The organism is Oceanobacillus sp. FSL H7-0719 (assembly GCF_045040795.1).
Lineage (GTDB): Bacteria > Bacillota > Bacilli > Bacillales > Amphibacillaceae > Oceanobacillus.
In genome coordinates, this window is the sequence record NZ_CP150301.1 from 1,064,462 (window position 1) to 1,078,449 (window position 13,988).

Sequence of the window (13,988 nt, forward strand, 5' to 3'; positions counted from 1 at the left end):
AAATTACTATTTTAATGCAACAAGCAACAATCTCCTAAATTTAAGTAAATCCTTATTCTAGAATAAACGATAGCAGTGTGAGAATCAAACTGCAAGTCCATTCACGCTTTTATGTACATTATCACTAAATCCTTCAAAAGAATTCAATTAGAGGAGATGTTTCCCTGTATTCATTTATGTTAATAATAGAAAAAGCAGGATTTCTCCTGCTTTTTCTTAAAATTATCGACGTAAACCGAGTTTTTGAATTAAATCGCGGTAACGTGTAACATCTTTATTACGTAAATAGTTTAATAGGTTACGACGTTTACCAACCATTTTAAATAGACCGCGGCGAGAATGGTGATCTTTCTTATGAACACGTAGGTGTTCATTCAAAGTGTTAATTTCTTCTGTAAGTACAGCAATTTGTACTTCAGGAGACCCAGTATCAGTTTCATGAACTTTAAATTCATTAATTAGTTCATTTTTGCGTTCTTGTGTAATAGCCATGAGGCCACCTCCTAAAATAATGTGTTATATCCCCAATCCCCTAGCAAACGTCGGAGTTACGTTTTGCCAAGCGATGGTTTTATCTATACTAGTATAGCTTTATCTCTTAGAAAAATCAAGTCGTTTTGTTAAATATCATCAATACAGCTTACGCACCGATTGAACACGTAAAAAAATGCTTTTTAGGGATGGCAGATGAAGCCTTCTTATACAGGCATATAATGTCCGTCCATGCTAGACCTGTATCCTTTCAGGATTCTCCATATGAACATGGATAATCGGTCCTATACATACTCTGTTTATCACGTTTCTTTGTGCAGAGGTAGGTTTATTTGTCTGAAAAGTAGCTGCGGATATTTTCTTCGTCACGAGCGAGCTGGTCGATTAATGCATCTACATTTTCAAATTTTTCTTCATCGCGAATAAATGCATGCCATTCAATCTGTAATTCTTCTCCATATAAGTCATTATTATAATCAAAGATGTTTACCTCAACAGATAAAATCCCTTGGTCTTCTTCAAATGTTGGGTTTGTCCCCACACTTGCCATACCTTCATAAACGGCATTTTTGTAGATTACTTTCACAGCATAAATTCCAATTTTCGGAAGCAAAGCAGCTTCATTAACCTTAAGATTTGCTGTTGGATAGCCAAGATCTGTGCCGCGCTCTGCTCCATGCACTACGACGCTTGTATATTTTAAGGGTCTGCCGAGCAAATCATTAACCTCGTCGACTTTCCCTTCCTTTAACAGTCCTCGAATTCTAGTGGAGCTAACCTTTTCATCATCTAAGGTGACTTTATCAATAACCGTATAGCCAAATTCATCTCTCGTATACGCTGCGATATTTGACATGTTTCCAGCACCTTTATATCCGAAGCTATAATCAAAGCCAGCCACAAGGTGTTTAATATTCAAACCAATAATGAAATGATCAATAAACGCTTGAGGCGATAAACTCGATAGTTCTTTATTAAATTTTATAATATAGAGTCTATCTACTTCCATTCTCTGCAATATCTCTTGCTTTTCACGAATTGGAGTAATGTATTGTACATGCTCCGTTCCTTTTTTTAAAATAACAGAGGGATGCGGATGGAAGGTGATCACTGCACTCTCCATATGATTTTCTTTCGCTTGTTTTACTGCAGAATGGATTACTTTCTGATGCCCTTTATGTATGCCATCAAAGAAACCGATTGCACTTACCGTCTCCGGTAATTCTTCTATTACTAAAGAATGCGGATAAGTTAATTCAAATGTTCTCAATCTTATTCACCTGCTTTTCTTTCACCCATTAAATACTCGTACTGCTTTAATTTCATCTTCATTGTTAGGATGCAGCTGATAAATAGCTAAAAACTCACTTTTATGCATAACGACAAACGGATTGGTAGCAGGAAGCTGTTCTGGTCTGGGCAGCTTCTGTCCATGGGTAATTTTCTCTTTTGTCGTTTTATCAACCTCAAGCTTTGCTAAATGCTCAACCCCCATTGTAATAGGCTCTAATAGGGAGTGCAGATTATCTTGTACTGCAGCCTGATTAATTTGTTCAAATGTGACAGCTTCTTCTTCTGTAAATGCCCCTGTTTGAATACGCTCTAGAAAAGACATATGTGCTGGAAAACCTAATTTTCCGCCAATATCGACACATAATGTTCTAATATAAGTTCCTTTTGAACAAGTTGCTTTAAAACGAATTGTGTTGCTTTCCGGCTGACATCCAAGGTACTCTATATCATAAATATGTACACTGCGTTTCGGCCGTTCCACCGTTTCATTTGCTCTGGCATATTCGTAGAGTTTTCGCCCATTAACTTTAACTGCTGAATACATCGGCGGTACCTGGACAATATCCCCTTGAAACATTTCTAAAGTTTGGCGAATTTGTTCTTCAGACGGGAAGCTATCTACAGCTGCCTCTTTTATTATATTACCATAACTATCTTCCGTTTCGGTAGTCTGTCCTAACTTTACTTCTGCTATATATATTTTCTTCGTATCCGTTAAAAAGGGAACGATTTTAGTTGCTTGTCCAATACAAATAGGGAGAACTCCTTCTACTTCTGGATCTAATGTCCCCGTATGACCAACTTTTCTTGTCTGAAAAATTCTTCGTATCTTCATAACACAATCATGTGATGTCATTCCTTTTGGCTTCCACAGTGGCAGAATACCTTCCATCTAATCAGCCTCCAACTCATTCATTATTATTAATAAGATACGGAAAAAATCTGACTCGGCAAAGAAAAGCGAGTCAGATTATATTTACTTATTAAGGTCCCTAAGAATCGAATCAATTCGATTTCCATATTCAAGTGCTTCATCGAATTCAAACTCTATCTCTGGAGTTTTTCTTAATCGGATCCGTTTTCCAATTTCAGAACGTATAAAGCCTTTTGCTTTTGTCAATCCAAGCAATGAATCATGCTTTTCCTTTTCTGTTCCTAAAACAGAAATATAGATGGTTGCATTCTGCAAATCGCCAGTGACTTCTACATCTGTTACTGTCACAAATCCTACTCTTGGATCCTTGATTTTTTTCGTCAGGATTTCACCTAACTCTTTTTTCATTTGTTCAGCAACACGGTTTGCTCGTAATTCTGCCATTTTCTCACCTCATTAACGAAGTCTCTTCTTATAATTTGAGGGACAATTATAATTCTTCAACTGTAGTAATAGTCCGTTCCAGCTCGGTAAATGCATCAATTGTCTCGAGTACTTGCTGAATGACTTTTTCGGCATGCAATTTATTCGATGAGATTGTCACCACACCTATTTTAGTGCGTTGCCATAAATCCTGATAATCCAGCTCTGCCAGTGATACATTAAAATCATTATTCAATCGTGCGAATAATTTCTTGAGGACCGAGCGTTTTGACTTCAGCGAAAGCCCCTCATATAAGAAGCACTCTACTTCTGCGTAAAGAATCATTAGCGTGCAATTTCTTCCATTACAAAGGCTTCAATAATATCTCCTTCTTTAATATCATTAAAGTTTGTAATAGTAATTCCACACTCATAGTTTTGTGCTACTTCACGTACATCATCCTTGAATCGGCGAAGTGCTTCAATTTCACCTTCAAAGAGAACGATGCCATCACGGATTAAACGGATTCCAGCATCTCTGGTAATCTTCCCGTCTGTCACATAACTTCCAGCAATAGTACCAATTTTTGAAACTTTGAAGGTTTCACGCACTTCTGCCTGTCCAATTACTTTTTCTTCAAATTCTGGATCCAGTAATCCCTTCATTGCGGATTCAATTTCTTCAATTGCATTATAAATCACGCGATGGAGACGAACATCCACTTGCTCATTCGCTGCAGCATTTTTAGCATTGATATCTGGACGTACGTTAAATCCAATAACAATTGCGTTCGATGCTGATGCAAGAATAATGTCTGATTCAGTAATTGCTCCTACACCCGTATGGATGATTTTAATTTTCGCGCCTTCAACTTCAATCTTTTGCAATGAAGAAGAAAGTGCTTCAGCTGAACCTTGAACGTCAGCTTTAATAATTATTTTCAGTTCTTTCATTTCACCTTGTTTAATTTGTTCAAATAAATCGTCAAGACTAACCTTGGATTGCTGGCCACGGTTTTCTGCAATAAACTTCTGCTCGCGCGCCTCCCCGATTTGTCTTGCTTTTTTCTCATCAGTGAAAACAAGGAATTGGTCGCCTGCCTGTGGAACATGATTTAGACCAGTAATTTCAACTGGTGTAGATGGTCCAGCTTCATCGACTCTTGCTCCTATGTCATTTACCATTGCACGGACTCTGCCATACGTATTACCAACAACTACAGAATCACCAACATGCAATGTACCATTTTGTACAAGCAGTGTAGCTACAGAACCTCTTCCTTTATCCAGTTGTGCATCAATCACAGTACCTGAAGCATTAGCATTCGGATTTGCCTTTAATTCTTCAACTTCAGCTACAAGCAGAACCATTTCAAGCAATTCATCAATCCCTTCGTGCTTAATCGCTGAGATATTTACAAATATTGTATCTCCGCCCCAAGCCTCAGGGATGATTTCATACTCTGTAAGTTCTTGCATAACGCGGTCTGGATTTGCAGTTTCTTTATCCATTTTGTTGACTGCAATAATAATTGGCACCTCTGCAGCCTTCGCATGATTAATTGCTTCAACTGTTTGAGGCATCACACCATCATCTGCTGCAACAACTAATATGGCAATATCTGTCACTTCTGCACCGCGAGAACGCATACTAGTAAATGCAGCATGCCCTGGTGTATCCAAGAAGGTGATTTTTTTGCCGCCAGTTTCAACTTGATACGCACCGATATGCTGCGTAATTCCACCTGCTTCTCCTGCCGTTACTTTTGTTTCACGAATCGAATCCAATGTTGTAGTTTTCCCATGGTCTACGTGTCCCATAATAGTTACAACTGCTGGACGTTCTACAAGTTCTTCTGGTTTTTCTTCTACTTTGTATTTTTCAAAGTCAGTATCTTCAAGAACAATCTCTTTTTCAACCTCTACACCATACTCTGCACAGATTAACTCAATTGTATCATCATCCAAATCTTGATTCTTTGTTGCCATTACACCTGAAAACATAAGTTTTTTTATGATTTCGGCTTCTTTTTTATTTAATTTGCTTGCTAAACTGCTCACCGTTAATGTATTGCTGTAAGTGATCTTATCAGGAGTTAAATCTGGAGCAGGCTGTTTAGGCTGCTGTTTCCCTCTATGTTGATCTCTTCTTCTATTTCTATTTCTATTTTTATTTTGGTGAGTCTTATTTTGTTGTTGTTTACCCGTCATTTGTTGACTCCCTTTATTTCCAGACTTTTTATTAGAAGATGCTTCAGATTGATTACTTTTATTTTCTTGTGGCTTTTTATCTTGTTTTGTCTGAGTTACATCATCTTTCTTTACCGTCTGTGAATTAAATTTCTCATCAAGCAGCTTAACTGTATTCTGAGATATAGTTGACATATGATTTGATACATCTACTTTGTTTTCATTTAAAAAATTTATGACTTGTTTACTTGTTAAATTGTTCTTTTTTGCATATTCATATACACGAATTTTAGTCATACGTTCACCCCCGAAATTAATTACCCGAGCAGCGACTTTATTTTCTTTGCAAAGCCTGCATCAAGAATAGCAATCGCAACTCTTTGGGATTTTCCTATCGCATTGGATAATGTTTCTCGATCCTCTTCCACAATGATACAAGACACCTCATAATACTTGCATTTATCCATTAGCTTTTTCTTTGTTTGATGGCCAATGTCATTTGCAAGAAGTACTAGCTTTGCTTTTCCACTTCGAATATCTCTTAAAATTGCATCTTCACCTAGTGAGCATTTTCCGGCACGATATGCTAAACCAAGATTATTTAAATAGTTCTTTCTCATGTGTCCTGACTCACTAATTTTCTTAATTCTTCATAGATGGAAGCATCTACCTCTGCATTCAATTGACGACTCAAAATATTTGAATCTTCTGCCCGTTTGATAACATCTAAGGTGCCTGTTAAGTAAGCTCCCCGGCCGTTCTTTTTACCGGTAGGATCCACGCATACTTCCCCTTCTTTATTACGGACTACTCGAATGAGTTCTTTTTTTGGTTTCATTTCACCTGTTACAATGCATTTTCTTTCTGGCACTTTCCGTTTTGTTGCCATTTGTCATCCTCCTATTCGAACAAATCATCGTCGTTCGTTGAATAAGAATCTTCTTCTGCTAACAACTCAGTCTCATTTGTTAACAGACCTTCTTCTCTCGCTTCTGTTTCACTCTTAATATCAATTTTCCATCCAGTAAGTTTTGCGGCAAGTCTTGCATTTTGACCACGTTTTCCGATTGCTAAAGATAATTGATAATCAGGAACAATAACAGTTGTTGCTTTTTCTTCTTCATTGACGATAACTTCAAGAACCTTTGATGGACTTAATGCATTTGATACATATACAACCGGATCTTCTGCCCATTCAACGATATCTATCTTTTCGCCCTTTAGTTCATCTACAATCGCTTGTACACGCTGACCTCTTTGGCCTACACAGGATCCTACTGCATCTATTTCCGGATTATCAGCGAAAACCGAAATTTTAGAACGGTCACCAGCTTCTCTGGCTACAGACTTAATTTCAACAATGCCATCATAAATCTCTGGCACTTCCATTTCAAACAAGCGCTTTAATAGGCCTGGATGTGAACGGGAAATATAGATTTGCGGGCCTTTACTTGTATTTTCAACCTTTGTAACATAAACTTTTATCCGGTCATGGATGTTATATTCCTCTGTTGGCATTTGCTCTGCTTCTGCCAGTTTTGCTTCAATCTTCCCTAAATTCACATAGACAAAGCGCGGGTCTTTCCGCTGAATAATTCCAGTCATTACATCATCTTCTCTATCTACATATTCAGAGAAAATGACACCACGTTCCGCTTCTCTCACACGCTGTGTTACCACTTGCTTGGCAGCTTGTGCAGCAATACGCCCAAAGTCTTTCGGTGTAACCTCTACTTCAATAATATCATCCACTTCATAATTGGGGTCAGTTAATTTCGCTTCCTCCAGTGAAATCTCTTGCTGATTATCTTCAACTTCTTCAACAATATTTTTTCTGGAAAATACTTTCATTGTGCCTGACTCTTCATTAAGCTCCACACGGACATTTGTAGCAGACTGGAAATTTTTCTTATATGCAGAAATTAATGCTGCTTCAAGTGCTTCCATTAATACCTCTTTTTCAATACCTTTTTCCTCTGCTAATAATTCAATCGCATCAAACAGCTGACTACTCACTTTTCAATATCCCCCTTTATTAGAACGTTACAGCTAACCTGATTTTAGCTATTTTTTCATATGGAATTTCTATCGTTTTTTCTCTTGTTTTAACTTTATATTCAATGGTAAGCACATCATTTTCAAAAGCTTTGAGCACGCCTTCATAAGATTTCTCGCCTTCTAATGGTTCGTAAAGCTTTATGAAAACATTTTTTGTGATGCTCTTTGCTATATCTTCTTTTGTTTTTAGCGGACGTTCAGCTCCAGGTGAGGATACTTCAAGAAAGTAAGCTTCTTTTATTGGGTCATTTGCATCCAATTTTTCACTTAGCTGTTCTGAAACCATACCACATTCTGTAATATCAATCCCGCCAGGCTTGTCAATATACACACGTAAAAACCAATTTTTACCCTCTTTTACATATTCAATATCTACCAATTCCAAATCATTTTCAGCTAAAATTGGATTAAGCAGTTCTTCAGTTGTTTGAATAACTTTAGAGCTCATCGTCATTCCTCCTTACATACATTCTATTCCTTATTATAGACCAATTTAACCATTTTCATTTTTCAAGACAATCTGCAATATAAAACCCTAGCCTAATAACGGGGCTAGGGAACGAGATGCGACGATAAATTCTTAAGAAGAAGGAGTGGGCTTTCACCCACTCCTTGAACGTTCACTATCAATACTTTCCGAAAATTATTATACCATAGCAGAAAAGTGTTTGCAACAGCTGACGTTTTTCTAGAAAAGAGATAACTGATTCTTTTCCGCCATTCCAGCTAAGCAGCCATGATTATCTAAAAACTCAAGCACTGTTTTCGGAATTTTGCTGCGTTCATGCAAATCTTCCTTCGATAAAAACTCTCCATGCTTTCTGGCTTCGACAATATTAAGAGCTGCGTTTGTCCCTAATCCATCAACCGCGTTAAATGGAGGCAACAAGCTGTCACCATCAACAATAAATTCAGTTGCACTGGATTTATATAAATCTACTTTCTTAAATGAAAATCCACGTTCACACATTTCTAATGCTACTTCTAAAACAGTCATCAGTGATTTTTCCTTTGGTGTCGCATCATTACCTTTAACAGAGATTGTTTCAATCCGCTGTCTTAGAGCTGAAGAGCCTTTCACCATCGTATCTAGGTCAAAGTCTCCCGCACGTACGGTGAAATAAGCAGCATAAAACAGAATTGGATGGTGTACTTTGAAGTAAGCAATACGGATTGCCATCAATACATATGCGGCAGCGTGCGCTTTCGGGAACATGTACTTAATTTTCTTACATGAATCAATGTACCAGTCAGGTACATTATGTTTTTTCATTTCCACAATCCATTCATCTTGCAGTCCTTTGCCTTTACGCACAAATTCCATAATCTTGAAGGCAAGTGCAGGATCAAGCCCTTTCTGCATTAAGTAAACCATAATATCGTCACGACAACCAATTACTTCAGGAAGTTCACAAATCCCATCATTAATTAAGTCTTGGGCATTACCCAGCCAAACATCCGTTCCGTGTGATAACCCTGAAATAATTAACAGTTCCGCAAATGTGCTTGGTTTTGTATCTTCAAGCATCTGTCTAACAAATTTTGTACCGAACTCTGGGACACCTAGTGTTCCCGTTTTACAATTAATTTGCTCGGGGGTCACTCCGAGTGATTCTGTACCAGAGAATATCTTCATTACTTCTGAATCATCAGTTGGAATGTCCTGTGGTTCAATGCCGCTTAAATCCTGAAGCATACGGATAACAGTAGGATCATCATGACCTAGTATATCTAATTTTAATAAGTTTTCATCGATTGAATGGAAGTCAAAGTGCGTAGTTAACCATTCACTGTTACGGTCGTCTGCAGGGTATTGGATTGGCGTGAAATCATAAATTTCTTTATCATCCGGAACAACAATAATCCCTCCCGGATGCTGACCAGTTGTCCGTTTTACGCCTGTACACCCCTGTACTAAGCGGTCTACTTCAGCCCGCTTATACTTTAAATCCCTATCAGATGCATAACCTTTTACATAACCATATGCCGTCTTTTCTGCAACTGTTCCAATCGTACCAGCGCGATAAACAAATTCCTCACCAAAGAGCTCCTTCGTGTAATTATGAGCTCGAGGCTGATAAATTCCTGAGAAGTTTAAATCAATATCCGGAACCTTATCTCCCTTAAAACCTAAGAATGTTTCAAATGGAATATCCTGGCCATCTTTAGTTAAGTTCGCGTCACACTCTGGACAAGCTTTATCTGGCAAATCAAACCCACTAGCAACAGAACCATCCGTAATAAATTCATGATAATGACATTCCTTACAAACATAATGTGGAACCAGCGGGTTTACTTCAGTGATCTCTGTCATCGTCGCGACGAAGGAGGAACCGACAGAGCCACGCGAGCCTACAAGGTATCCATCATCCAATGACTTTTTAACGAGCTTATGTGAAATAAGATAAATTACAGCAAATCCATTTCCAATAATACTGTCTAGTTCTTTTTCAAGTCTGTCTGTGACAATCTTCGGTAATGAATCTCCATAGATTTCCTTCGCTTTATTGTAACAAAGGTCACGCATCTCCTGCTCTGCCCCTTCAATTGTAGGTGTAAACAACCCATCCTTAATTGGAGAAACATCATCCAGTTTCTCTGCAAATGCATTTGTATTCGTAATTACTATTTCACGGGCTTTCTCTTCTCCTAAGAACTGGAAGCATTCCAGCATTTCGTTCGTCGTTCTAAATGGTGTGTCGGGCAGTTTCTGACGACTAAGCGGATTTCCTGCCTGAGACGATATTAATATTTGACGGTATTGTTTATCATTTTCATTAATATAATGGACATTTCCTGTCGCAACAACAGGTTTATTTAATTTATCCCCAAGTTGAACAAGCTTCTTAAGAATATCTATTATTTGAGCCTCATTTTGTACAAGCTCTTTTTCAATTAAATGGCTGAAATTCGCTGGTGGCTGTACTTCAATATAATCATAAAATGCAGCAACCTTTTCTGCGTCATCCTGTGATTTTTGCATCATTGTCTCAAAAACTTCACCTTGATCACAAGCTGATCCGATTAGCAGCCCTTCTCTATGCTTTTGTAATACGGAGCGAGGTATTCGCGGTACACGGTAAAAGTAATTAACGTGTGCATAAGATACAAGTTTGTATAGATTTTTTAAACCTTCATCATTTTGCGCGATAATTGTGCAATGAAATGGACGAGAGCGTTGATAGGCATCCCCTTCACCCATATGATCATTGAGTTTGTTATGGTTTGTTATCTCTTGTTCAAGCAATCTTTGCAGAAGCTTCCAAAGCAGATAACCAGTTGCTTCGGTGTCATAAATAGCTCGGTGATGCTGTGTTAACTCGATATCCAAATGCTTACAAAGTGTGTTTAAGCGATGGTTTTTAAGCTGTGGCAGCAAAAATCTTGCAAGTTCTAAAGTATCGATAATTGGATTTGTCAATTTGCTCATATTTATTCTTTCAATACCTTGATTAATAAACCCTATATCAAAAGTTGCATTATGCGCAACTAAAATATCATTGCCAATCCATTCAACGAAATCCCGCAGTACTTCATCAACCTCTGGAGCGTCCACGAGCATATCATCTGTTATACCAGTTAGATTAATAATAGTATCTGATAAAGGCTGGTGGGGATTGGCAAAGGACTCAAATTTATCGATGATTTCTCCCTTATGAATACGAACCGCTGCCAATTCAATAACCGTATCGTAAACTGCTGATAGACCCGTCGTTTCCACGTCAAAAACGACATAATTTGCGTCTTCCAACTCTATATCAGAAACATTGTACGCTATGGGAACGCCGTCATCAACTAGATTCGCTTCAACACCGTAAATCACCTTCATATTATGTTTCTTTCCAGCACCATAAGCTTCCGGGAACCCTTGTACTCCAGCATGGTCCGTAATCGCAACTGCTTTATGTCCCCACTTAGCTGCTTGAGCAATCAACGCGCTTGGTGAAACAACAGCATCCATTTGGCTCATTTTTGTATGTGCGTGCAGCTCAACCCTTTTTTCATCTTCTGGAGCAGTATCCTCCCGCTCTTTTACTTCGATCTCTTGCATATCGTTCGCCATCATCGCTAATTCATTCGAATACATATCGGTTTGAATGCTGCCGCGGGCTTTGATCCATAAGCCAGTTTTAACATTTTTAAACTTTTCGGCATCTTCGTCACCGCGCGAAAACATTTTAATCTCAAGTGAATCTGTATAATCGGTAGCTTTAACAATCAACAGGCTTCTTCCTGAACGTAATTCTCTTATTTCTGCAGAGAAGATATAACCCTGTATTGTTACTCTGCGTTCTTCTTCTAAAATCTGTTCCATTGCTATTGGTTCATCTGGAATTCTGTAACCTAATAACAATGGTTTATTTTCATTTTCAATTCGGGATTGATCACGCTTTTCCTTCTCTTTCACCGTATTCATTACAATCTGCTGGTCTTCTAACGCGGTTTGCTCCTTGAACTTCTGGATCTCTTCTATATTCGTATTTACTTTGATTTCTAGCAACAGATGAAGAGCACCCACTTCTGTAAAGTAGGATTTAAAATAGCTGGATAAACGATTTTTTAAAGCTTGTGCCTCCGCTTCATTTCTTGCAGTTAACATAATCTTATTATCGTGTACTTCTGGTTTCTGATTTTCCACCAATTCCTTATAAGCTGGAGATAGTGGTGGTATTTCTTTAAGAAAGTGCTGCCAGTATCTATAAAATTCATCATTGCTCAATTTAGAATTTGCTGTTTCAATAGTCAAACTCACATTAGCAATCTCCTGGAATGCTTCATTTAACTTAATACGGAATACTTGGTACACCGAGTACGGAAGAATATTTTCCAAGGAAATGTGAAACTGCCAGGTTTTTGTTTTCTTAATAACCAGCAATTTATTTAAATAACTATTTTCAAAATGACTTTCAATCATTTCTTGAGGCAAATGAATTTGTTTTAAAAGAATATTCATTTTTTCCTGTTTGGATAAACCCATTCTTATTCCTCCTATTACTAAAACACAACTGCAATATAAAACCCCTGCCTTTAATTATAAGACAAGGGATATTAATTTTGTACTATTTGATTCTATAATTATAACTCAACCACATCGATTTTTTACATTAATAAGCTCAAGATTTTAAGCAGACTCCTGACTGCTTAAATTCAGCATAAATTATGGTGACTAATCGACTGGAGATCCGCAGTCCAAATACCCTCGCTTTTAGGGTCAGGTTAAAAGCGGAGTGTACGGGATGCGGGCTTTAATAGAATATTTATCTGTATGTTTCTATCGGTTATGAAGTTGGTACATGTTTTATAAGAATAGTCTTTGGATGTCATTCCATGTGACGATAATCATCAGCAGCATGAGAAATGCGAATCCGACGAAATGGAAAATGCCTTCTTTTTCTGCTGGTATTGGTTTGCCGCGCAAGACTTCTAATCCTACAAATAATAACCGGCCTCCGTCAAGAGCTGGAAGTGGAACAAGATTGACAATCCCAAGGTTAATGCTTAACATTGCTGTCCACAATACTAAATTCCAAAATCCGGATTGAACAACCTGGTCAGTTGCATCATAAATACCAACTGGTCCAGACAGTAATTCTATAGAGACTTGCCCTGTTACAAGCATAAAGAGATTGGTTAAAATGAGCTTGGTTGTATCATAAGTCCGTTCAAACCCATAGGTGATCGTGCCAAGTACAGATTTCTCATAAAGTGGAGTCACACCCACCTGTCCAATAAAAATTGGCTCACCCTTCTCATCAATCGTCTCTATTTCCTTCGGAGTAACAACAACTTGTTCCTCCTCACCATTTCTTAAAATCGTCATATCTAATGCTTCATTCGGTTTCTCACGGACGATATTCGTAAACTCTTCCCAAGTGGAAATAGGAGTATCAGCAATATTGATAATTTCATCCTCAACAACAAGACCAGCCTCGTCTGCAGCAGAGCCTTCCATAATCTCACCTAATTTAGCTTCTTCAACTGGAGTTCCTTGAGCAATTCCTAAAATAAAGAATAGCAAGATAGCAAGCAGAAAATTCATCATTGGACCAGCGAATAATTGCATTGCTCTTTGACCAGGTGTTTTAGAGGCAAATTGACGATTAAATGGAGCAATTTGTGTTTCCCGCTCGTCCATTATAAAAAATGCCTTTTCGTCAACTTCAAAGCGCAGCTGAGTCTCATCATCATCAAGCTCATAGCCTTCAATTACCAATTCATGATCTAAATCAACGCGTTCCACTTCGATTACTCTGGCATTGGGATGCTTTGTTTTGTTATTGACAATGATCTTATTAACTTTATCTTCCTCATTGAATTCAAGACCAATATGGTGACCTGGTTTTAATTCGATGATTTCGGGATCTTCACCTGCAACACGCACATATCCGCCTGCTGGTATAAGACGAATGGTGTAGAGTGTTTCATTTTTCGTAAATGAAAATATCTTTGGACCGAACCCAATTGCAAATTCTCTCGCAAGCATCCCTGCGCGCTTTGCAAATATTAAATGTCCCCATTCATGAATGAAAACAAGCAGACCAAACATAAATATAAATGCGATTACTGTAGTCAAATGAAGCACCTTCTTTCAAACAAATCGATTAGTATTTTGCGAATCATGACGAAGTGAATATCTCTTCTCCATATTCTATTTCAA

12 protein-coding genes are annotated in these 13,988 nt (G+C 37.9%); all 12 read right to left on the reverse strand.

Annotated elements, in window-relative coordinates; genetic code table 11:
* Positions 1–222: 222 nt before the first annotated feature.
* The 12 genes from rpsO to rseP all read right to left on the reverse strand — a co-directional run bounded on the left by rpsO (position 223) and on the right by rseP (position 13,904).
* Positions 223–492 carry a 30S ribosomal protein S15 gene (gene rpsO, locus NST93_RS05825; RefSeq protein WP_405102112.1) on the reverse strand — a complete coding sequence of 90 codons (270 nt, stop codon included), beginning with the start codon at positions 490–492 and terminating at the stop codon, positions 223–225.
* Between the two features lie 328 nt (positions 493–820).
* Entirely contained in the window at positions 821–1,762 is a 942-nt protein-coding gene (ribF, locus tag NST93_RS05830; RefSeq protein WP_405102114.1) for a riboflavin biosynthesis protein RibF, read from the reverse strand.
* Positions 1,763–1,783: 21 nt separating this feature from the next.
* Positions 1,784–2,677: a tRNA pseudouridine(55) synthase TruB gene (truB, locus tag NST93_RS05835; RefSeq protein ID WP_405102116.1), complete on the reverse strand. Its 894-nt coding sequence runs from the start codon at positions 2,675–2,677 to the stop codon at positions 1,784–1,786.
* 84 nt (positions 2,678–2,761) lie between these two features.
* A complete protein-coding gene (gene rbfA, locus NST93_RS05840) occupies positions 2,762–3,103 on the reverse strand; it encodes a 30S ribosome-binding factor RbfA (protein ID WP_405102118.1) in 342 nt (113 codons plus the stop codon).
* 46 nt (positions 3,104–3,149) lie between these two features.
* Positions 3,150–3,428 (reverse strand): DUF503 domain-containing protein, encoded by a 279-nt coding sequence (locus NST93_RS05845; protein ID WP_405102120.1) that lies wholly within the window; start codon positions 3,426–3,428, stop codon positions 3,150–3,152.
* Positions 3,428–5,569, reverse strand: coding sequence for a translation initiation factor IF-2 (gene infB, locus NST93_RS05850; RefSeq protein ID WP_405102122.1), 2,142 nt, complete (start codon positions 5,567–5,569; stop codon positions 3,428–3,430). Before infB ends, NST93_RS05845 begins: the two co-directional genes overlap by 1 nt.
* Positions 5,570–5,589: 20 nt before the next feature.
* On the reverse strand, positions 5,590–5,892 hold the full coding sequence (locus NST93_RS05855; protein ID WP_405102124.1) for a L7Ae/L30e/S12e/Gadd45 family ribosomal protein: 303 nt from the start codon (positions 5,890–5,892) through the stop codon (positions 5,590–5,592).
* Positions 5,889–6,161: an RNase P modulator RnpM gene (rnpM, locus tag NST93_RS05860; RefSeq protein ID WP_405102126.1), complete on the reverse strand. Its 273-nt coding sequence runs from the start codon at positions 6,159–6,161 to the stop codon at positions 5,889–5,891. Before rnpM ends, NST93_RS05855 begins: the two co-directional genes overlap by 4 nt.
* A gap of 11 nt (positions 6,162–6,172) precedes the next feature.
* A complete protein-coding gene (gene nusA / locus NST93_RS05865) occupies positions 6,173–7,288 on the reverse strand; it encodes a transcription termination factor NusA (RefSeq protein ID WP_405102128.1) in 1,116 nt (371 codons plus the stop codon).
* Between the two features lie 19 nt (positions 7,289–7,307).
* Complete coding sequence (gene rimP / locus NST93_RS05870; RefSeq protein ID WP_405102130.1) at positions 7,308–7,778, reverse strand: ribosome maturation factor RimP; 471 nt, start codon at positions 7,776–7,778, stop codon at positions 7,308–7,310.
* Between the two features lie 240 nt (positions 7,779–8,018).
* Positions 8,019–12,308, reverse strand: coding sequence for a PolC-type DNA polymerase III (locus NST93_RS05875; RefSeq protein ID WP_405102132.1), 4,290 nt, complete (start codon positions 12,306–12,308; stop codon positions 8,019–8,021).
* 321 nt (positions 12,309–12,629) lie between these two features.
* Entirely contained in the window at positions 12,630–13,904 is a 1,275-nt protein-coding gene (rseP, locus tag NST93_RS05880) for an RIP metalloprotease RseP (protein ID WP_405102134.1), read from the reverse strand.
* Between the last annotated feature and the right edge of the window lie 84 nt (positions 13,905–13,988).

Bases quoted from the DNA above. Each gene is read 5' to 3' on its own strand.
- NST93_RS05855 (WP_405102124.1), bottom strand. From the start codon at position 5,892: ATGAGAAAGAACTATTTAAATAATCTTGGTTTAGCATATCGTGCCGGA.
- rbfA (WP_405102118.1), bottom strand. From the start codon at position 3,103: ATGGCAGAATTACGAGCAAACCGTGTTGCTGAACAAATGAAAAAAGAG.
- rnpM (WP_405102126.1), bottom strand. From the start codon at position 6,161: ATGGCAACAAAACGGAAAGTGCCAGAAAGAAAATGCATTGTAACAGGT.
- rpsO (WP_405102112.1), bottom strand. From the start codon at position 492: ATGGCTATTACACAAGAACGCAAAAATGAACTAATTAATGAATTTAAA.
- rimP (WP_405102130.1), bottom strand. From the start codon at position 7,778: ATGAGCTCTAAAGTTATTCAAACAACTGAAGAACTGCTTAATCCAATT.
- truB (WP_405102116.1), bottom strand. From the start codon at position 2,677: ATGGAAGGTATTCTGCCACTGTGGAAGCCAAAAGGAATGACATCACAT.
- NST93_RS05875 (WP_405102132.1), bottom strand. From the start codon at position 12,308: ATGGGTTTATCCAAACAGGAAAAAATGAATATTCTTTTAAAACAAATT.
- infB (WP_405102122.1), bottom strand. From the start codon at position 5,569: ATGACTAAAATTCGTGTATATGAATATGCAAAAAAGAACAATTTAACA.
- NST93_RS05845 (WP_405102120.1), bottom strand. From the start codon at position 3,428: ATGATTCTTTACGCAGAAGTAGAGTGCTTCTTATATGAGGGGCTTTCG.